General features: G+C 36.4%; 20 protein-coding genes and 1 tRNA gene. 4 read left to right on the forward strand and 17 right to left on the reverse strand.

Going from position 1 to position 21,241, the window contains the following annotated elements; genetic code table 11:
• Window positions 1–16: 16 nt before the first annotated feature.
• The 3 genes from IGJ52_RS11355 to IGJ52_RS11365 form a co-directional block, all read right to left on the reverse strand.
• A complete protein-coding gene (locus IGJ52_RS11355) occupies window positions 17–727 on the reverse strand; it encodes a rhomboid family intramembrane serine protease (RefSeq protein ID WP_002362481.1) in 711 nt (236 codons plus the stop codon).
• Window positions 728–737: 10 nt separating this feature from the next.
• Window positions 738–1,280 (reverse strand): 5-formyltetrahydrofolate cyclo-ligase, encoded by a 543-nt coding sequence (locus IGJ52_RS11360; RefSeq protein ID WP_002385677.1) that lies wholly within the window; start codon window positions 1,278–1,280, stop codon window positions 738–740.
• 87 nt (window positions 1,281–1,367) lie between these two features.
• Window positions 1,368–2,138, reverse strand: a complete 771-nt coding sequence (locus IGJ52_RS11365) for an alpha/beta fold hydrolase (RefSeq protein ID WP_002382473.1) — start codon at window positions 2,136–2,138, stop codon at window positions 1,368–1,370.
• A gap of 165 nt (window positions 2,139–2,303) precedes the next feature.
• Between IGJ52_RS11365 and IGJ52_RS11370 the strand changes: the two genes are divergently transcribed.
• Entirely contained in the window at window positions 2,304–2,879 is a 576-nt protein-coding gene (locus tag IGJ52_RS11370; RefSeq protein ID WP_002379789.1) for a DUF805 domain-containing protein, read from the forward strand.
• A gap of 535 nt (window positions 2,880–3,414) precedes the next feature.
• The gene (locus IGJ52_RS11375) at window positions 3,415–4,917 is read left to right on the forward strand and encodes a glucosyltransferase domain-containing protein (protein ID WP_002388440.1); all 1,503 of its coding nucleotides are present in this window, start codon (window positions 3,415–3,417) and stop codon (window positions 4,915–4,917) included.
• A 62-nt stretch (window positions 4,918–4,979) separates the two neighbouring features.
• Here the strand turns inward: IGJ52_RS11375 and IGJ52_RS11380 are convergent, their stop codons facing one another.
• From IGJ52_RS11380 to IGJ52_RS11420, 9 genes are all read right to left on the reverse strand, one after another.
• Entirely contained in the window at window positions 4,980–6,044 is a 1,065-nt protein-coding gene (locus tag IGJ52_RS11380) for an FUSC family protein (protein WP_002382471.1), read from the reverse strand.
• A 255-nt stretch (window positions 6,045–6,299) separates the two neighbouring features.
• Window positions 6,300–6,551: a hypothetical protein gene (locus IGJ52_RS11385; RefSeq protein ID WP_194177642.1), complete on the reverse strand. Its 252-nt coding sequence runs from the start codon at window positions 6,549–6,551 to the stop codon at window positions 6,300–6,302.
• A gap of 89 nt (window positions 6,552–6,640) precedes the next feature.
• Window positions 6,641–6,730, reverse strand: a tRNA-Ser gene (locus tag IGJ52_RS11390).
• Window positions 6,731–6,825: 95 nt separating this feature from the next.
• Window positions 6,826–6,975 (reverse strand): 50S ribosomal protein L33, encoded by a 150-nt coding sequence (gene rpmG / locus IGJ52_RS11395; protein WP_002356321.1) that lies wholly within the window; start codon window positions 6,973–6,975, stop codon window positions 6,826–6,828.
• 125 nt (window positions 6,976–7,100) lie between these two features.
• Entirely contained in the window at window positions 7,101–9,239 is a 2,139-nt protein-coding gene (locus tag IGJ52_RS11400) for a penicillin-binding transpeptidase domain-containing protein (protein ID WP_202254636.1), read from the reverse strand.
• A 164-nt stretch (window positions 9,240–9,403) separates the two neighbouring features.
• A complete protein-coding gene (gene thrS / locus IGJ52_RS11405) occupies window positions 9,404–11,341 on the reverse strand; it encodes a threonine--tRNA ligase (protein ID WP_002359397.1) in 1,938 nt (645 codons plus the stop codon).
• Window positions 11,342–11,737: 396 nt separating this feature from the next.
• On the reverse strand, window positions 11,738–11,917 hold the full coding sequence (locus IGJ52_RS11410; protein WP_002356318.1) for a 2-hydroxymuconate tautomerase: 180 nt from the start codon (window positions 11,915–11,917) through the stop codon (window positions 11,738–11,740).
• A 164-nt stretch (window positions 11,918–12,081) separates the two neighbouring features.
• Window positions 12,082–13,527, reverse strand: coding sequence for a L,D-transpeptidase family protein (locus tag IGJ52_RS11415; RefSeq protein WP_010817630.1), 1,446 nt, complete (start codon window positions 13,525–13,527; stop codon window positions 12,082–12,084).
• Between the two features lie 146 nt (window positions 13,528–13,673).
• Complete coding sequence (locus IGJ52_RS11420; protein WP_061100625.1) at window positions 13,674–14,537, reverse strand: aminoglycoside 6-adenylyltransferase; 864 nt, start codon at window positions 14,535–14,537, stop codon at window positions 13,674–13,676.
• Between the two features lie 121 nt (window positions 14,538–14,658).
• On the opposite strand from IGJ52_RS11420, the gene IGJ52_RS11425 reads away from it, so the two are divergent.
• Both IGJ52_RS11425 and IGJ52_RS11430 read left to right on the forward strand, forming a co-directional pair.
• The gene (locus tag IGJ52_RS11425) at window positions 14,659–15,240 is read left to right on the forward strand and encodes a YdcF family protein (RefSeq protein ID WP_002359392.1); all 582 of its coding nucleotides are present in this window, start codon (window positions 14,659–14,661) and stop codon (window positions 15,238–15,240) included.
• 157 nt (window positions 15,241–15,397) lie between these two features.
• Window positions 15,398–16,342 carry an endo-beta-N-acetylglucosaminidase gene (locus IGJ52_RS11430; RefSeq protein ID WP_002382461.1) on the forward strand — a complete coding sequence of 315 codons (945 nt, stop codon included), beginning with the start codon at window positions 15,398–15,400 and terminating at the stop codon, window positions 16,340–16,342.
• Window positions 16,343–16,768: 426 nt separating this feature from the next.
• Here the strand turns inward: IGJ52_RS11430 and IGJ52_RS11435 are convergent, their stop codons facing one another.
• The 5 genes from IGJ52_RS11435 to rsfS form a co-directional block, all read right to left on the reverse strand.
• Window positions 16,769–17,599: a DUF6287 domain-containing protein gene (locus tag IGJ52_RS11435; protein WP_208772177.1), complete on the reverse strand. Its 831-nt coding sequence runs from the start codon at window positions 17,597–17,599 to the stop codon at window positions 16,769–16,771.
• A gap of 482 nt (window positions 17,600–18,081) precedes the next feature.
• Window positions 18,082–18,801: a YebC/PmpR family DNA-binding transcriptional regulator gene (locus IGJ52_RS11440; protein ID WP_010827749.1), complete on the reverse strand. Its 720-nt coding sequence runs from the start codon at window positions 18,799–18,801 to the stop codon at window positions 18,082–18,084.
• An 86-nt stretch (window positions 18,802–18,887) separates the two neighbouring features.
• The gene (locus tag IGJ52_RS11445) at window positions 18,888–20,075 is read right to left on the reverse strand and encodes a nucleotidyltransferase (protein WP_219259977.1); all 1,188 of its coding nucleotides are present in this window, start codon (window positions 20,073–20,075) and stop codon (window positions 18,888–18,890) included.
• An 80-nt stretch (window positions 20,076–20,155) separates the two neighbouring features.
• Window positions 20,156–20,896 carry a class I SAM-dependent DNA methyltransferase gene (locus tag IGJ52_RS11450; RefSeq protein WP_002356302.1) on the reverse strand — a complete coding sequence of 247 codons (741 nt, stop codon included), beginning with the start codon at window positions 20,894–20,896 and terminating at the stop codon, window positions 20,156–20,158.
• 1 nt (window position 20,897) lies between these two features.
• Window positions 20,898–21,236 (reverse strand): ribosome silencing factor, encoded by a 339-nt coding sequence (gene rsfS, locus IGJ52_RS11455; protein ID WP_033072556.1) that lies wholly within the window; start codon window positions 21,234–21,236, stop codon window positions 20,898–20,900.
• Window positions 21,237–21,241: the final 5 nt, after the last annotated feature.

The following is a 21,241-nucleotide window of genomic DNA, read 5'->3' on the forward strand; positions in this document are numbered from 1 at the left end:
CGAAAACACTTCCTTATTATACAGGTAAACCGTATTTTTTAAAACCCAATAACAGACAAATTACGACAAGAAAAATAAAAATTAATGTGGCCATAATTCGCTCGTGCTTATTAAATGCTTCTTCACGATTTGGAACAGCAAAAGCCGTCGCGACTAATAGTCCACCGATTAGACCGCCAACATGACCCATCATATCTACAGAGCTACTAAACAAGTTAAATAACAAATTAATCACAATAAACATTGAATAGCGTTGCACCATATACATAATCGCTGGATTGTCTCTAAAATGGCGTCCTAAAATAACAAATGCGCCAAACAAACCAAAAAGCGCTGTACTAGCACCGGCTGAGACACTGTTGGGTGTCCCAAAGGCAAAACTGGCGATATTTCCAGCAATCCCACTCAATAAATAAATTCCCAAATAGCGCCAATGCCCATAAATTGCCTCAACCTGTGCGCCGATATAATAAAGAGTAACCATATTCAAAATAATATGCATAAACCCAATGTGAAGAAACATTGGCGTGATAAACCGCCAGTATTCATGATTTTGAGCTACCAGTGGACGAACCATTGCTCCCCAATTAACTAAGTTTAAAATATTTTCTGATCCTCCAGTTAATTCCAATCCAAGGAAAACAATGATTGAAATACCTAAAAGGGCATACGTAATGAACGGCTGATTTTTTAGCCGTTTCAATTTCATTTCTGTTTGATAATTCATTCCATTCCTCCTATTGTATAAATAATTGTTCGATTGGCTGATCAAACGCTTCTGGTTGCCATTGTTCATGGAGTTGTTCACTAAAAACTAAACTACATGAATGGCCCGAAAAATGTTCCAAATAACGATCATAAAAACCACCGCCGAAGCCTATTCGATAGCCAGCCCGATTGAAAACAATCCCTGGCACAATCAATAAATCAATCGCTGTAGCTGTTATTTCTGCCGCTGTTAACGGAGGTTCTTCCACGCCAAATGCACTGGTGTCATAAACCGTCTCTGGAAAAACTTGATAAAAGTACATTTTGCCTCCTTTAAATGTTCGCGGCACCGCCACTTGCTTGCCTTCTTGCATGGCCCGTTCGAAAATTGGCTGTGTTGATAATTCTAGCGGTAACGACCGAATCATTCCGATTGTTTGTGCTTGTTGCCATTGCTGACTAGCAAACAACTGTTCATAGAGACTTGATTCTTTATGTTGTTTAATTTCCGGATGTTGTTTTAGCCATTCCAGGGCAGTTAAGCCCACTTTTCTCAACTTGTTTTTCTCCATGTACACCTTCAACCCCTTTTCTGTTAAGTTTATAGAAAGTGTTCTTAAAAAACAAGCTGATTCCCCTTTTCTCTTTGAAAAATCCCGTTATTTTTCTAACGTTTTTGACGCTTCTTTAAAAAAGTCAACAACCAAATCCATTGTTTCCCCTTTCACTAAATGCCGCTCACCGATTTCCGTTATAAATTGCGTATTTCTCGCATACGTTTTCCCAGACACTAATTGTTCAAAATCAGCCATATCTTCATAGGGAATTTTTTCATCTTCCGTTCCATGCCAAAACAGCATCGGTCGTTCTTGCAGTCTTTCTGGCGTTTGTGATAAATCGTATTGATGCACCCAACTTAGCAATAGTGGCAAGTCTTTAGGCACAAAAATAGCAAATTCTTTCGCCCGTTGAATCACTCGCTGAATATAGCGCGCCGGATAGGGTGTTCCCATTAAGCAAGTAGCAGCTTGAATCTCAGGATGTTGGGTCATAAGAGCGCTGGTAGTAATACCGCCCATGGATACACCACCCACGCCAATCCAATTTTCTTTAATCAACCCTAATTTATGAAAATGATGGATAATTACTGGAAATTCAATCAAATTATATTGAATGCTACTCCAAAATGTAATCGAAGGAATCGTGGAAATAGGTCCTGTTTTTCTTTCTCCGTGGTTCATGGCATCTGGTAAAATGACCCGAAACCCCTCGTGTGCTAATTTTCTTGCTTGTGTTAAAGATAATTCTTTTGCCGATTGCCAACCATGATAGTAAACAATTAGAGGTAATGCTTCGTTTTTTTGCTCTTCTGTTGTCACTTCTAATGCTGGAATTTTTGCTATGTAGCGATGTCTAATACTGATTTTCATTCATGATTCCTCCATTATAAAATATCTTCTCTTATTTTACCGTTTTTTGATAAAACCTGCTCTTTATATGATTTATCAAAAAAATCACAAAATATGCGAATTCGCATTTTCCTATTTTATTACTTTCCGTTATAATCATTTTATTAAATACAAAGGGGTGTTTTTATGGTTAAAATTGAGGAAAAAGGCAAAGTAACATTTGGACAAGCTTTTAAAGATTATTTTCGTGGATATGTTGATTTTAAAGGTCGGACCACACGTGCTGGTTATTGGTGGATGACACTGGTATTAAGCATTTTAGCACTTATTTTTTATATTGCCATTGTCGGCAAAGCCGTGTCAGCAATTTTAGCAGCTGAATATTTTGAAACCTATGATTTTGGGAACTTATTACCGTTGATGCTTTTTGCACTTGTTTTATGGTTAGCTTTATTATTACCAACGTGGGCAATGTGTGTACGTCGTTATCGTGATGCTGGGATGACAGGTTGGGGCGTGCTTGTTTTATATCTACTTTCTATTGCCTGTAGCTATACACAAGTTTTCTCTGTTATGTCAACTTTTAAATATGACGTTCAAACAGATACTGTGATAACAGGTGGCAGTCCCGTCTTCTTATTTTTCACTCTTGTGATTAGTCTGTTTTTCTTCTTACTAACAGTCTTACCGACAGATAAACTAACAACAACTAGCCAAAATAGCGTCTTACGCTTCTTCTTCCGTTACAAAGAAGTGAAGTAATCAATAAGCGGAATGAATTGAGGAACTTCGCAGAACTACTTTTAAAGTTACTGAAAATATTGATTACCAAGAGTGTCTAGTATTATAGTAAGTTTCAATCATATTTAGATAGTCCTCATTTGAGCCTGATCAATATCTCTGAACTGAGCATTATTGATCAGCTCTCTTTTTATTGTTTTATAAAAAATTTTTCCTCTGTTAGATTGAGTACCACAAATGATTTACATTTAACTACTATCAACTTCACAAATTTGGCACCTTAAATTTTTATCTGACTATTCCTAGATTATATAGCATTTAAGATACACTTGTTCTATAATTAATTTGTTATAGACACATTTCACATCACCATATAACTGATTATAAAGTTATGCACAAGAGCAGATAAAAAACTATATCGTTATGTTTTTTTAACAATAAACGGAAACGGTTACTTTTACTAATGAAGATAAATTAAATAATTCGTACGCATGCGATTCCTCAATATTTTTTACAAAACAAGTTGGTAAACAAGAAAAAAAGACAGGAGAGAAAAATGAAACATTTTATTAAAGAAAACAAAGGCTTAGCCATCTACAGCTTTTTGATGGTCTTTGCTACTTATGGTATTAAACTATTTAACAATACTTACGCTATTGATACTATGCACTTAATGACTAACTACAGAGGCTACTTAAAACATTGGGTTTCCATTGGTAGACCAGGATTAGTAGCTTTAAAGCTTTTAACATACAACTATGTAAATGTTTATTTTTTAAATTTATTAGCTATTATTTTCTTTGCTATCGCCACTATCTTGTTGTGCTATTATGTTGATCTTTCAACTAAGCAGATTTATAACAAAAAGTATTTATATATTATCCCAAGTATTTTTCCAACCAGTCAATTATTTAGCGAACAATTTTACTTCGTCCTACAAAATTTTGAATTTTCATTAGGTATCTGTTTGGTTATACTTTCTCTCATTGCTATTTACCATATTCCCAATAAAATTTTTAAATTATTCGGCTTTTTGTTGCTGGCATTTACACTTACTATGTACCAATCATTCTTTGTATTTGCGTGTACCTTAATTTTATTCAAAATTTTAATGGCATTGTATTTTGCTCAGTTAAATGATCTTAAAATTTCTTTTAAAGACTATGCCTTCAAAATCGGCCATTTTATTCTACTAGCTATTTCATCTCTCGTTCTATCTCAACTAATGGCGATGTTAGCGAAAAAAGTTTTAAACGTTGAAAGCTCCTATCTAGATAATATGATTCTTTGGGGTAAACGTCCCTTGATAGATTCTATCAATGATATTAAAGATTACGCCAAAGAACTATTCTTCCCTCAAGTCGGAGACACTTTTTTTACACCGCTGTTTTTGATATGTGTTCTTTTACTGGTCATTGTATTAATTAATATGTCCTATCTAAAACGCAAAAATGTTTTTTTCATCTTTATTACCTTGTTAGGTATTCTAATCACTCCACTTATGTTTACAATTTTAGGTGGAAAACGTCCAGCAATTAGAGGTGAAGTACCTAACTTCCCTGCTGTTTTAGCGTTATTACTCATCTTTATTATGATTTACTGGGGATACAACTTTGTGCTTAAACATTTATTAATTGGTATAGTGATTTTCTTTACTTTTATTCAAGTTCGGGAAACAACCAACCTAGAATATTCTGAGTATCTAACAGCGGAAGAAGATTTACGTACTGCGGAAATGATTACAAATAATATTTATTCAATGGAAATTGAGAATCCTGAATCCTATAAACTTTTAATGTATGGAAATCGTTCTCCTCGGAATGTTTCAAATATAAAAGGTGAAACAAACGGTGTCTCATTATTTGAATTCATGCCTAACTCGGTGCATACTAGTTTAAATACTTTACTCTATATGAAAACATTTGGATTAAATTTTAATGATCCTACACCAGAAGATTTTGAAAAACACAAAGCTTTACAAGCGGAAATGAATGTCTGGCCTAGCAAAGATTCTATCCGAGTGGTAGATGATTGTATTGTTGTTAATTTGTCAAAATAATTTGGTATTTCATCTTTTTGAGAGTGGGACAATAGTCCTTTCTCTCTGCATATACAATCTACTCATTCAGAAAATTTCAGCCACTGCTTGCGATTGCAATAGGACATAGTTTTTACAAAGACAAAATGATAAAGCAAACCGTAAGCTAGCCCCAACATATTTAACAAAATTCTTAAGTAAAGACTTGTTTCTAGCCCAAATATCATAGAAGCTGCCATGATAGCACCAACACAATTAAAAATCGTTTTACTTTTATAAGATGTGCATAAGCCTAAACAAAGTCCTCCTAAAATACCAAGTAGGTTCGTTGGTATATAAAATAACAAGATAGCCGATACTAGAGAACCAATAACGATCCCTATTATTCGTTCTTTTGCTCGTTCAGACAATTTAAACGTATTATACCCAGAAAATAATGACGAACTAGCAAATGTTGCCCACATAAAGCGGTCAATCTGAAGGTGCGTTCCTATAAAAAGTAATAAGCTAATGCCTAAAGCGTAATAACCAAACCAAATATTTCTTTGATTAAAAAAACCATTTTCTGTAACCATCTGTATAAAAGTAATCTCTTGATCCAATTTTTTATGTTTCACATGATAAACAAAAGCTAAAAGTAGATAAGCAAACACTAATACAAAGAAAGTTTGTTCTAATTGCTGAAACGATTGATAGTGAACCGTGCCAACTAAATATAAGTAGGAGAACGTATACAAGCCAGGATTACCCATTTTAGGGTTTTTACCAGTTAAGAAAAACAATGCCAGCAAGCAGATAAAATGAAGGCCCAATTGTAAAAATGATACAGAAATCAGTGAAATTAATGGACTAACACCTAGAATTGTTAACACGATTCCTAAACTAAGCAAGGCCTGTTTTTCCCTGTAGCCATATGAGACGAAACGGATACTCAACAGCAAACAAAATAATACAATTGAAAAAGGCGCTACAGCTTTTCCAAAGAAAAAAGTAATCGTCGACACCCATAAAATCGCAAACGAAACTAATAAGATATCCCTTATTAACAAGGCGCGCCAAAAATATCTCCGCTGTTTTTTAGTGTCCGCTTGATGAATTTTTTGTTTTAAAATAAATGGATCTAACTGCAATAATTGATAAAAAGTCACCTAAAATCATCTCCTAAAAATCGACTCTTCTCAATTCATTATTCCAACTTTTCCTTCTATGAAATCATAAGAAAAGTAGTTGTGACGAACATTTTACTACAACTTTTTTTCTGAATCAATACATGCTTTATTTCTTAATTCAATACCTCTCCCGATACGATTTGCTTACTTCATAAAAAATAAGCCTAGAAAAAATCAAAACGATTAATTCTAGACTCAAAATTAAATAACTGTTGAACAAAAGCTAGCGCTTTTTTACATAAACTTTTCCAACAGACCCATTTCTTTTTCTAATTCTTTTTCATCATACTTGTCATACTTACCAGCTTCGTGTGCAATTTTTTTAATCTCATGAATGGCTTTTTTTTCAACAATCCATTTCTTCATACTATGTTTTTTTGTATCCTCATCTAGCGAGCCCAACTCTTCTAAACTTGCATCCAATTTGTTCAAAACGTCGGCAATTTTTGCTAATGCTTGCGCTTCTTTTTCTTCATAGTTTGACATAATAGACACCTCTTCTTAAGTATTTTTCTACTTTAAGTGTACGTCTCTGTCGTTTTATTTGCAACGAATAACTCAACTGCTTCTCGGTACGGAGGATAAGGGATTCGAACCCTTGCACGATGTTACTCGCCTAACGGTTTTCGAGACCGTCCCCTTCAGCCAAACTTGGGTAATCCTCCCTCTACATTCCATCTACAAATGAACATGTAATGAATCAATAGATAAAAAGCCTAGACCCTTACACAACAAGGATTCTAGGCTCTATCTAACTAAATTATTTAGTTTCACGGTGTAAAGTAACTTTTCTTTCACGTGGGCAATATTTTTGTTTTTCTAAACGATCAGGATTGTTACGTTTATTTTTATTTGTTAAGTAGTTACGTTCTTTACAAGAAGTACACTCTAAAGTGATGTTTACGCGCATGTTTTCCCCTCCTACTAATAATTGATCTTTCCAAGAGATTTCTTAGACTTGAATATCATACCATTTTTTTTGTCATTTGACTACCCTTTTGGGCAAATTTGTAAAGTAGTTCTACTTTACAAATTTTATTTTTTGTACATTTCCATATACGCTTCTAAAACTTCTTTGGCAATCGTTTGATTTGGTTTAGAAGATTCATCATTTAAGTGTGGTAAAACAACGCTAATTGCAATTTCAGGGTTTTCGTAAGGTGCGTAAGCTACCAAGTTACTATTAACCGTTGTGTGAACAACTCCGTTAGCATCTGTTGCTTGCGTTTCGGCGGTCCCTGTTTTAGCAGCAATTGAAAATTTGTCTGATTTTAAACCCGGTGCCGTAGTAAATTGACTAGTTCCATGTACCACATTATAAAAACCTTGTTGAAGAATTCCTATTTGGTCTTGAGAAATATTTACCTTATTCAAAACTTTGGGTTCGATTTCTTTCAAAATTTTTCCTAAAGCTCCATTTTCATCATTGCCATAGATTCCTTCTACTACATGGGGTTGCACGCGGATGCCATTATTTGCGACAGTGGAAACGTACTGTGCTAATTGTAACGGTGTGTAGTTATCATATTGTCCAAATGATAAATCTAATAGATTTCCGCCTTTAGGCGCTTCAGCAGGATCTTTGAAATCTTTATTTACATATCCAGGACTTTCACCAGGTAAGTCGATGCCTGTCTTAATCCCCATTCCATATTCAGCATAAGCATTTCTTAGCTCTTTGAAAACTTTATCATCGCCAATTTCATACGGAAAGACCATATTAGGATAGTAATTTACACCCATTAGTTTAAACACAACTTTCATCATGTAGGCATTAGAAGAGTACTCTAATGCTTGCTCAGCAGTTAATTGCATTTGTGCATTACGACCACCACTATTCCACCAAGAAGCTTTTGGATTTGTACCAGCTAAAATAATTGGTTCATCTAATAGAGTATCATTTCCTTGTAATACTTTCGCCTCATAACCAGCTGTTAAAGTGCCTGCTTTCACAACAGATCCAGGTACCTCAAAGTTTAAAATAGGCCCTAAAGGATTAGGTGTGACTTCTCCTGTCTGTAAATCATGACTAACTCCGGACATTGCTAAAATAGCTCCTGTTTGAGGGTTCATAGCAACGACATACGCATTTTCTGAGTATGGTCCAATGGTTTTGACTATTTGTGAATAGTTTCGTTGTAAAATTTCATCAACTTTGTTTTGGAAATTTGAATCAATCGTTAATTTTAAGTTGGAGCCTTTTTCCCCTTTGGAAATTGGGGTTTGTGAAACAATCTTTCCGTTATTGTCTAAAACGACTTCTGATTTTGCTTTTTTACCTTGTAGAACGTCTTCATATTGTTTTTCTAAATAGCTAGTTCCAACACGGTCATTTCGTGCATAGCCTTTTTTCAAATATTCATCGACTTCTTCGGCTGGCAATCCTTGTTTTTCAGTTGAAACGGTACCCAACAGGCTACGTAATGCACCACTTTGAGAATAATCACGCGTCCAATCAGTCCCTGTTGAAACACCAGATATTTCCGCTGTGTGTTCACCAATTGTCGCAATTTCACCTTCTGTCACACCTTCATTCTTGATGAAGACCGTGTTCATTTGTGACGCTGCATTCATTCGTTTAAAAATCGTCACTGCTTGTAAGGTTCGGTCATCAAATGCAATTTCTTCAGGGGTGACTTTTTCAACTGCTTTGGCATATAATGTGCCTTCGTCCGTAATTTTGTTGCCTTTTTCATCTTCTTTATCTTGATCGGTTAAACGGGATTGGGCTGCTTTTAAATTTTCAGGATTCGCTAACCAATAATCTTTTTTGTCACGATCCGTTAAGTTTGGATCAACTGGAACGTTAATAAGTTCGTTAACTTTATTCGCAATCGGTAAAATATCTTTTCCTTCAATATTTTTTCCTCGTGTGTATGTGATTGCTAAATTGGCTTTGTTAGAAACCAAGACTTTTCCTTGTGAATCATAAATTTGTCCTCGAGGGGATGGTGTCGTGATTTGTAGTGAAGAATTGGCAGTGATTTTTTTGTTAAACTCTTCTCCTTCTACAATCTGTAAATACCCTAAACGAACAATTAATGAAACAAATAAAGTGAATATCACAAAAAATAATAAGTTCAATCGAAAAGGAATATGTGGCTTTCTACCTCGTTGACTCTTTGCTGCGGCATCTGTTTTTTTTATTTTATCTATAAATGAGTTTTTCTTCATACCTCTAGTCCCTTCACTAAAAAGTTTCGCATTCTCATTGTAACAAAAAATAGTCAAAAAATCAGGATTATTCCCAGCTCTAAGGAAATATTTAATTATTTTGTTGTTGAAAAAAGTCAAAAGGACTTCTGAATTCAGAAGTCCTTTTGACTTTTTCTCTTTTTTTAACGGCTGTAATTGTGAACTTCAGCAGCCATGCTGTCAATGAAAATTGATAAATCTTCGACAGACGTTTCTTTGCTTCCATAACGACGGACGTTCACCGTTGCGTCTTCCATTTCTTTGTCCCCGACCACTAATTGATAAGGTACTTTTTGGGTTTGAGAGGCCCGAATTTTGTAGCCCATTTTTTCGTTACGATCATCGACTTCAACACGTAAGCCTTGTGCTTGTAAACGTTCTTTGATTTCATAAGCATATTCAGAATGCGCTTCTACAGAAACTGGGATAATAGTTGCTTGAATTGGTGCTAACCAAGTAGGGAAAGCGCCTTTGTAAACTTCTGTTAAGTAAGCCACAAATCGTTCCATTGTTGAGACAATACCACGGTGGATAACAACTGGGCGATGTGTATTTTCACCATCTTCGCCAACATAAGTTAAGTCAAAACGTTCTGGTAATAAGAAGTCTAATTGGATGGTTGATAATGTTTCTTCCATTCCTAAAGCTGTTTTTACTTGAACATCTAACTTCGGACCGTAAAAGGCAGCTTCGCCTTCTGCTTCAAAGTAATCTAATTCTAATTCATCCATGGCAGCTTTTAACATCGCTTGCGCTTTTTCCCACATCGCATCATCATCAAAATATTTGTCTGTATTATTTGGATCACGATAGCTTAAGCGGAAACGATAATCCGTAATGTTAAAGTCAGCATAGACTGCCACCATTAACTCCAAAGTACGTTTAAATTCGTCTTTAATTTGGTCAGGACGAACAAAAGTATGGCCATCGTTTAAAGTCATTTCACGAACACGTTGTAACCCTGATAATGCACCAGATTTTTCATAGCGGTGCATCATCCCTAATTCAGCGATTCGAATTGGCAATTCGCGGTAACTATGAATGTCATTTTTATAAACCATCATATGGTGTGGACAATTCATTGGACGTAATACCAGCATTTCGCCATCGCCCATATCCATTGGTGGGAACATATCTTCATGGTAATGATCCCAGTGACCAGATGTTTTATATAATTCCACATCTGCCATAATTGGTGTATACACATGTTGGTAACCTAAGCTAATTTCTTTGTCCACAATATAACGTTCAATTGTACGACGAATGGTTGCGCCTTTTGGTAACCAGAAAGGTAACCCTGAACCAACTTCTTGTGAAACCATAAATAAATCTAATTCTTTTCCTAATTTACGGTGGTCACGTTCTTTGGCTTCCTCGCGCATTTTGATAAATTCTTTTAAATCTTTTTTATCGAAAAAGGCAGTGCCATAAATCCGTTGCATCATGTGATTGTCAGAGTTTCCGCGCCAATAAGCACCAGCTACTGAAAGTAATTTAAAGACTTGAATCCGTCCTGTTGAAGGGACGTGAACACCACGACATAAATCAACAAAATCGCCTTGATCATAGACAGTGATGATTTCATCTTCTGGTAAATCTGTAATTAATTCAACTTTGTAAGGATCATCAGCAAATAATTCTAACGCTTCTGCACGTGAGATTTCTTTACGAACGATTGGGTTATTTTCCTTCACAATTTTCATCATTTCGGCTTCAATTGCAGGTAAATCTTCCGCTGTCACAGGGGATTCCCCATTATCTGTATCATAGTAGAACCCAGAATCAATCGCAGGACCTACGCCAAATTTAATGTTAGGGAAAAGACGGCGTAAGGCATTAGCCATTAAATGAGCTGATGAATGACGTAAAATTCCTAAAGCATCTTCATGATCAGGTGTCACGATTTCAAGCGAACCATCTTCTACGATAGGACGATCTAAATCGATTAAAACACCATTGAATTTACCAGCTAAAGCTTTTTTGGCTAAACTGTTGCTAATACTTTTAGCAACATCAAATGTTGTAACCCCAGAATCAAACGGTTTAACAGCGCCATCTGGAAAAGTAATGTGAATAGACATAATAAAATTCTCTCCTTTTAATTTTTTTGATTTGAAGCGTTTCATTGTGTTCCTGTTTTTCACAATGAAACGAAACAGCCACCTGTTCCCCTTGTTAAAAAACAAAAAGTCCTAGTATTCTAACGAATACTAGGACGAAAATATCGTGGTTCCACCTAATTTTGAACACAAATAATCTGTGTTCCTCTAGCGTGTTAACGGTGCGACCGCCTTTGTTTCAACAAAGGTTTCGAAAGTGGTCATCCCTTGTGCCAATCTGGAAAATTTTCAGCCAAGATTTTCCTCTCTAATAGATCGCGGGCAAGTTCAGTTGTCTTTCTCATCAATCATTTATGCACTTATTTAACCACTTATTTTCAGAAAAAGCAAGTGATTCAACAGAAATTCTCTGAAAACTTATTTTTTCCATTCGCCGCCTTGTGCATAGCGGTCTTTTTTCAATTCATTGACAATCACATGGATATTCTCTTTTGGTGCACCAGCGTTTTTTGACACAGCTTCTGTAATATCTTTGACCATATTAGTTAACTGTTCTTCTGTGCGGCCTTCAATTAATTCTACATGTACAAATGGCATCTTCGTTCCCCCAATTTAAATTGCTTGTTCTGTTTGTATCATAGAGCGGGTTATGACACTTGTCAATAAAAAATTGGGGACGTCAGTCGTTACGCTGACGTCTCCAATTTTTACTTTTCAGATACATCGCTGGACCAAAGTACGGTCTTACCTAATATCTCTTTTTATACTTCTTCGCCGTAATCCACAGGTTTATCAAATTCACCTGGTGCATCATCATAGATATGTCCGTAAATAATTACCGGCATTCCGTCATAGGATACATCAAAGATTTTTGAAACTTCTGTTCCTGGCGTATTGATACAGCCATTACTACCAGCATCGGTTTTAAAGGCTTCTTTATCGCCGTACTTATCCAATTTATGGTCGGAGTCATGAATCCCAATTTGTGTGACAACGCCCCCTTGACTTAATAACGGCATCCAATATTTTACTGGCACACTGTATCGAGAACCATCAAGCATTTGACCTTCTAAATTCACATCGGTTGTCCGATATAAAATTGTATGGAATCCTGGTACTGTTGCAGTTCCTTTGTTATATCTGCCAGTAATGACATCTGTGGTGACTATTTTTTTGCCATCAATGAAACAATACATTTTTTGATCTTTTAAATCAATTTCAATGTAATTATTGGCTATTTTACTATTTTCTTTGGTATCGCCAACCAACGGAGCAGTGATTGCATTCGTTTGTTCTTGGCTATTCAGCGCGTTTACTAGTAGTTCTTGCGTTTTGGCCCCATCAATCGACCAGCCATAACTTCCGTTGTTTTTAAAACGACGTGTCGTGCCGTGAACATCTGTAAATAAAACTGGTTGATTAGCAGAACCATATGTTGTTTCTAATTGTGTCACCCAAGTAGTTAGTTTTTCTTTGTTGATTGTGCCATCATCATTCAGCACGTTTTGAATTTGTGTTTTATCAAAGGCTACTTTTTCACCATTAATATCAACTGTAATTGTTTTATTTAACTTGTTATTGAGCGTTGTCAATGTTGCCTTTAACGTTTGATCCTCTTTTGTAATTTCAGGGGCTTTATAAAAATCTTTGGCATTGTATTGATAGTTGCCTTTTCCCGCTTCAACATCCGCAATAATCTGCTGATTTAAGCGCTGTGTGTCCACTACTGTGCCTTGTTCTTCGGGAACAATTTCAAAAGTGCCATTGCCTCGACGAATACTCGCATTTTTGCTTGGTTTCCCCTCTGGAAAACTTAAAGTCGCTAATTTGGCTTCTAGTTCTTTTTTGAATGCCTCGTTTAACGGTAGCTTCACCTTGCTACTGTGTAAATGGTCTTTTAAAAATTTTTGATCCAATTGGTATTTTTTAGGAAGTTGAATTTTTTCTTCCTTTGCACCCGTTTGAACCACAACTTCTTCGGTTTGATTAACTTGCGCTAATTTTTCTTCCGCGGCATTTACATTTAACCAGCCTACAGAAACTCCATTTACTTTTGTGGTTGGTAAAAAGTGACTTTGAAAATAAACATAGCTGCCCCCAGCAACCAGAGCTAGTCCAACCAAAGAAGTAATAATTACTTTCTTTTTATTATTTTTTCCTGATTTTTGACGACGTGTATTACGCATTTGCATTTCTTCTTTTTTCATTTGTTCATCCTTTATATCAATAATTTTAGGTTTATTTCTTAGAGACTAGGCAACAAACAACTGCGGTGATCTACAATCAAAAAAAGTTCCCTTTCTCTCGCAGATTAATTTTTTCAATTATACACTATTTTTACGTTGTTTTCAGCTTATTTTCCTTGTAAATCCTTTAATCTTAAAGAATTTGTATACTCTGTGACTTTTTTTGCTTCTTGTAAATGATACGTAAACTGGGCCATTTTAGCAAAATCCTGAGCGACGACGTCAAAAAAGGCTTGTGTCTTTATTAAGCTGTTCCAACAAGCTTCTTTACTAGAAAAATCCAGCAACGATGCTAATTGATCCATCGTGTCAGGAGTGACATAATTTTTCAGATACTTAAATTGTTTCCCAACAGAAATTGGCTCCGGTTCCTGCCAAGCCGCTTGCCAAGAAAGCAAGCGCAACAGTTCCTGCTGACAATATTCATAGAGATGTGTGACAGCGTAAAATAGTTCATTCCGACAAAGCCCCTTAACTACATACGTACTAACCCACCAAAATTCATTGCAACAATCGTTAAATTGCTGCTGATCCGGAGCTGTTACTGTATAATTTTTATCAGATGCTACAGGTAAAGGTGGCAAATTTTCATCTTTGTCTAACAAGATAATTGCTAAAGAATCACCTTCATGCCAATTGTCTTTTTCTGCGAGAGGACACAACGTTAAATCGATACGTTGACCATCTTCAAATAACATTAAAAATGTTTCCCGCGTCTTCGGTTCTGTGGGAAATAAGGTCATTTCCTTGGGACGTTGCATAATTAATGGTTGACCAAATTTTGCTGTCCACGTTGCTGTTTCAAAAAACTCAGCACATGGTTCTATAATATAAACAATGTCGAAATCTTGAAAACTATCTTTTGGCACTTTCACATTCGTGCGAGAACCCACCATTCCCACGGCTCGAATGTGTTCTTCTTGTTTTGCTACATCCATAATAAGTTGAAACATTTCTTCTTCTGTACGCATTCACTCGCTCCCTCTCTTCAAAAGTTTCTATTAAAACATAGATTTTTTTATAAGTCTTTTGTTTTCTATCGCTTTTTCTATGGTACTTCGTATACACTAACATTACAAGGAGGGATGTTTCATGCATTGGTTAAAAATAACAAGTTTATCCATTGTCAGTTTTGGCTTTTGTATTCTTTTGATTTTAGGTCTACTTATTTTTACTGGCAAAAATACGCAACCCACCGATAAACCAGATGCTATTTTAATTTTAGGGGCCCGTGTTTTAGGAACGTCTAAAGAAACCGCACTGCCCAGCCGTGTTTTGCAAGCTCGGTTAGATGTGGCTATCCCCTATATTAAACAACACCCCGAGACACCCGTTATTGTTAGCGGAGGGCAAGGAGCAGATGAGCCGGCTACGGAAGCCGCGGTTATGAAACAATACTTGCTAAATAAAGGTGTTCCAGAAAAACAGATTCTCTTAGAAAATCGTGCCACACGCACCAAAGAAAATATTGTCAATTCACAAAAACTCCTTTCTTTTAAACGGCTAGTGATTGTTACTAGTGACTTTCACATGTATCGCTCGCAACTTTTAGCCAAGCGAGCAGGTATCTCAAATGTTTCAGGCATCACTGCGGCTTCTTCTTTTCCAAAAGATATCAAAAATTTTGGTCGAGAGCTGCTTTCTTTAGGCTATGCCTTACTCTTTGATTGGTAAAAGTGCATCCTTCGCAAGATCATTTTGCGAAGGACGCTTTTTTATTCTGTGGATTTGCTCACTTTTGTTCTCTTCTTCTTGTGTTTAAATTATAAAAATGATAACATATCTTTGTTAGCGCTTACAAATAATATTTATTTTATAGGAGGAGAAAGTTATGGGGCATCAATTGAGCACTCATTTTTTTAACAAGAAAACAGGGATTATTTCAACTTTTTTAAGTTTGATCCTTTTAGTCGGTGGGTTATTATTTGCACTACCTGCATTTGAAGTACAAGCAGCATCAACTGTTACACCTAAAACAGTCATGTATGTAGAAGTAAACAACCACGATTTTAACAATGTGGGAAAATATACTTTAGCTGGAACCAATCAACCTGCTTTTGATATGGGGATTATTTTTGCAGCCAATATTAATTATGATACGGTCAATAAAAAACCTTACTTATATCTCAATGAACGGGTCCAACAAACTTTAAACGAAGCTGAAACACAAATTCGTCCAGTTCAAGCACGCGGCACTAAAGTCCTATTGTCTATTTTAGGCAACCATGAAGGCGCTGGCTTTGCTAATTTCCCAACTTACGAAAGTGCGGATGCCTTTGCAGCTCAATTAGAACAAGTCGTTAATACGTATCATTTAGATGGTATTGATTTTGATGATGAGTATGCTGAATACGGAAAAAATGGGACGCCTCAACCAAATAATTCTTCGTTCATTTGGTTACTTCAAGCCTTAAGAAATCGCTTAGGCAATGATAAATTAATTACTTTTTATAATATTGGACCAGCGGCTGCGAACTCTTCTGCTAATCCTCAAATGAGTTCTTTAATTGATTATGCTTGGAATCCTTATTATAGTACCTGGAATCCGCCACAAATTGCGGGGATGCCTGCTTCTCGTTTAGGTGCTTCTGCCGTTGAAGTTGGTGTCAATCAAAATCTAGCTGCGCAATATGCTAAACGTACAAAAGCGGAGCAATATGGTATTTATCTAATGTATAACCTCCCAGGAAAAGATTCATCTGCGTATATCTCGGCGGCGACACAAGAACTTTATGGTCGAAAAACGAACTATTCACCAACTGTTCCAACACCTTAATTATTATCTCGTGTCTACAAGCGCCAACATGTAATGAGTTAAAGAGGTCGGGACAGAAGCGTTTAACTCCGATAAATAAGAAGGAATTTCCGAAAATTGTTCTATAATTTTTGGAGAATTTCGGCTTATTTCCGAAGGAGTTGCTTCTGTTCCCGCCGTTTATCAATTTTTAAGCCTGGGACAAAAATCCAAAGTGATTTTTGTCCCAGGCTCTTTTGGTATCTTGAGCGAATCGTTTTACACAAAAAAAGACCCGCCCTTTGGGTAAGGACGGGAAAGGAGTTAAAAATGAAAAAGTGTTTTGTGTTGTTAAGGTTGTTTGTTGATATGCTTATATCTTACAAACTAAATATGAAGATTTTGTGATCATTTCATTCTTATTTTGCTACTTTTATAGGAATTAAATAGATTGCCACGAGACTATCTTTAGTTGCCTTGTGCATCCGTTATTCTGACTGCTCCTTGTGGCGATACTCTGAAAAAACCAACAGTCCCAGTCCCTCCATTTGCAACCATCTGTTTCGATTGGGCTCTAAAAAAGAAGTCATTTCCATTCATCCCCAAAAATCCAAGGTTCGTATCATCATTTTCTGCATCGGTCAGTGTCTTTCTAATATATGACTCTGCTTTTTCTTGTGTATCGATGATTTTTGCCTCTTCATTTTGGTCTTGATTTTCCTCTTCAGAAGAACGATAGTAATACTCTTCCGCAGGATAATTTCCACTATCTTGAGTAATTAACAATCGCGGTTTCGTCTTATCCGATTGGTCGCCGTTAGGATTTTCAACACCAATTTTATATAATAATAACGCAGCACCAGTAGGCCCCCACCTAATACTTAAGCTTGTAATTGGTCGCGACTCATCAGTAGGTGAATCCTTCGTAATCATTCCTCCGGTATTTGTGCTACCATCAGGATGAATGATCAAACTCTCTCCTTTACCATTTTTCCATGTTCCAGCTAAAGTAGTAAAATCGCCAGCATTAATCGCTGTAGTATCTAAATCAGCTACAGTTAGCTGACTATTGTTTTCATCAGCTGTCGGCTCTTCATTTTTCACTGATTCGTTAGACTCGACACTGCTGCTCACTTGTTCGTTTGTCTTATCAATTGTTTCACTCGTTTTTTCATTCGTCTCTTCAACTTTAGAGGATGTCTCAGTTGAAGCGGTTACTTTCTTTTCTTTTGGTTCCCGACAAGCAGTTAATGATAAAACCGCTAGCCCGACAAAAAACGCTAGCATTCCCTTTTTCACGCCTATTCACCCCGTTCAATGATCTATCTTACTAGACTATTGTACTATTAATTCAACTGTTTAGACAAATATTTATGGAACAGACAAAAGTTAATCCTGTCATTGAATGCTTTGTGTCACATGGACCTATCAATCAACTTTCTTTTTTCTATGTATTATATGAAAAAAAGAGCCTGGGACAAAAATCACTTTGGATTTTTCTCCCAAGCTTAAAAATTGATAAACGGCGGGAACAGAAGCAACACTACGTGTTGCTCCGATCTCAACAACTTCTAAGAGCTAAAGCTCTAAGAGTTGAAGGTCCTTCGGAAATAAGCCGAAATTGTTGAGAATCACGAAGAACGTAGTGATTCGATGATGAACAATACCTACTTGGTCTCCAAAAATTATAGAACAATTTTCGGAAATTCCTTCTTATTTCTCGGAGTTAAACACTTCTGTCCCGACCTCTTTCTAAATCTTAAAACAAACGAACAAATGGATTATTCAGGTAAATCTACATTATGATGAACTTTTTGAACATCTTCTAAATCTTCTAAAACGTCTAACATTTTTTCAAAGTTCGCCAAATCGTCGCCTTCTAATGTTACTTCGTTTTGTGGAACCATTTCTAACTCAGTAACCGTAAATTCTTCAATGCCTTTTTCTTTTAACGCTTCTTGTGCATGGTGGAAATCTTCTGGTTCTGTGTAAACGATAATTTGACCGTCTTCTTCAATAACATCGCGAACATCAATATCTTTTTCCATTAAGTATTCTAAAATTTCATCCGCATCGTCACCAGCAAAGCCAATGATACCTGTATTATCAAACATGTAGGAAACAGCACCGCTGACACCCATGTTTCCGCCGTTTTTACCAAATGCGGCCCGCACATCTGCTGCTGTTCGGTTCACGTTGTTTGTTAAAGCATCAACAATGACCATTGAACCATTTGGCCCAAATCCTTCATAGCGTAATTCAGAATATTGTTCATCTGCTGAACCTTTTGCTTTTTCAATAGCGCGATCAATAATATGTTTTGGTACATTGTATGTTTTGGCGCGTTCGATTACAAACCGTAATTTTTGGTTTGCATGAGGATCAGGGTCTCCTGACTTCGCTGCTACGTAAATTTCAATCCCGAATTTTGCATAAACACGGCTATTGTTTGCGTCTTTGGCAGCTTTTTTCTCTTTAATATTTGCCCATTTACGGCCCATATTCTCACTTCGCTTTCTCTGATTTGTTGTTAGTATCTTATCCCTTGTTTATTATACTGGGGAAACTGATTTTTGTTAAGTATTTTTTAGGTATCTGGCGAAAATCGTAAGGGAAACCGACCAAAATTTTGTTCTTTTAAAGAAGAATCTCCTATCTGGTATAGTTGATTGGCGCGAATATCTAACGAAAGCATTGCGCGGTTTTCTTTAGATACTTTGGAAATTACCGGCAATTGAATCTGTGCTTTGGTTTCTTTTAGATAAGCTTGTCCCTTTGGCGTAAATCCTAGCACATGGAGATAACTGTTTTGCCAAACAGTTTCAACTTCTTCTTTGGTCATATTTAACAATATATAAGTTGCTAATCGTTGCAATCTTGTCCAAGTATAACGCTTCGTTTTCATACGTTCCATTAATTCGTGAAAAGAACCTGCTGCTTGGATTTGATCTTTTAGTCGATATTCAAGTCCTTCCGTCATTTGGTAAATGGCTTGTAATTCTTCTAACGAGGATTGAACAATTTTATACTTTAGGAAGGGCCAATAATTTTCCCATGAAATCATTGTCTGTGTTTGTAAATGTTGTGCGGTTATAGAAGGAACCGTTGGCAGCACTTGCGTTATTTCTTGTTGAAAAACACTTTGCCTAATCGCCGTGGCGCTAGCAACTTTCCCAGAAATCGTTGCATCATGAAAGCCTGCTTGTTTTCTAGCAATTGGGTAGAGCGTCATCGGGGTTGGATACGTGGCATTTTCCTTTGCATAACTCATCCCCAAAATATGATTAGGCGAAGAAAAATCGAACCTGCTTTCAGGATATACTTGACGAAAAACAGCAGTCATTTTTTGTGGATAACTCAATTGTTTGTCTGTCAATGCGTGGAACGTTTGATCAATTAAGGATTGATTTTCTTGGACAAACTGGCCGAAAGCCGCATAATCAATTGCGCTTGTACTATCTGTTCCAAAACATAAGCTCTCACATTGCAACGCCTGCAATAACTTTATACCGCCTTTGGCAAAGTAATCCGCAGACTGTACCGACCAAGCTGTCGGTAATTCAATGACTAAATCCACACCATTTTGCAAAGCTTCTTCTGCTCTGGCCCACTTATCTAGTAAGGCTGGTTCTCCTCTTTGTAAAAAATTTCCACTCATTATAGCAATCACTACTTCAGCTCCGCTTTGTTGGCGAGCTTGTTGGGCATGATAGCGATGTCCATTATGAAAGGGATTATATTCCACGATAATGCCACAGGCTTTCACTCTAGCCACCTCCGTTATAAAAAAATGGACTTATCAGCAAAGAGACCAACGTTTTTAAGCGCTGTCCCAAGCTCATAAGCCAAATCTTATTAATCTCTTTGACAAACAAAGAACCAGCGTTCACTTGTTTCAGTTGGTGCTTCATCTGTAAAATCTGCATAAACTTTGACATTCATGAAACCAGCACTTTCTAACATTCGTAAATAGTTATCTAACGAATAGGTTCGTTCTTGATGCAATTCATCATACCGAACAAAGTGCTCATCTGTTTCCTGTTCTTTCACAAAAAATGTTAAGAAATGTTCGATGCTGTGTTCTTTTTCACCAGCATAACTATCCCATAGAAAAGCAAACTCTTCTGTTTGATAATGATAGCTATATTCTGGAAAAACTGAATCAATTTTGTAAGTAGAATGAACATCAAAAATGAACGTTCCTTCCTCTTCTAACGCTTGATAAACTTCATCGAACACTTGTTGTACTTCTTGGCGATTAGCCATGTAGCACAGTGAATCAGAAAAACAAGTGATGGCTTGGTATTGTCCCACTTCAGATAAATCTAGCATATTTCCCTGAACAAATTGAACTGGCACTTCTTCTTCAAAAGCTCGTTCACTAGCAATCATCAACATTTCTTCTGATAAGTCTAAGGCCGTCACATCGTAACCACTTTTTGCAAAATCAACTGCTAAAGCGCCTGTACCACAAGCCATTTCAAGAATTTGTTGGGTTCCTTGTGGGAGATGACGATTGGAAAAATCCAACCATTTTTGGTATAGGCTTTCGTCCATCACTTCGTCATAGACGAAAGCAAACGTTTCATAGGCCATTTTAGTCGACCCAAGCGCTTAGATCAACCATTGGGGCATCTGACCATAATTTTTCTAAGTTGTAAAAGGCACGTTCTGAAGATTGGAATACATGGACAATAACATCGCCTAAATCAATTAAAATCCATTTTCCGCCTTCTTTACCTTCCACACGTTTGACTTCTACTTGATTTTTGGCTTCTTGTTCGTTAATTTCATCAACAATCGCATTGATTTGACGTTCACTATTGGCTTGGCAAATTAAAAAATAATCTGCTAATAATGAAATCTCTCTTACGTCTAATGCGACAATTTCTTCTGCTCGTTTTGAATCTGCTGCTTTGACAGCAATTTCTAAAATTTTCT

Origin of the sequence: Enterococcus sp. DIV1758, from assembly GCF_051711985.1 — a bacterium.
Lineage (GTDB): Bacteria > Bacillota > Bacilli > Lactobacillales > Enterococcaceae > Enterococcus > Enterococcus faecalis.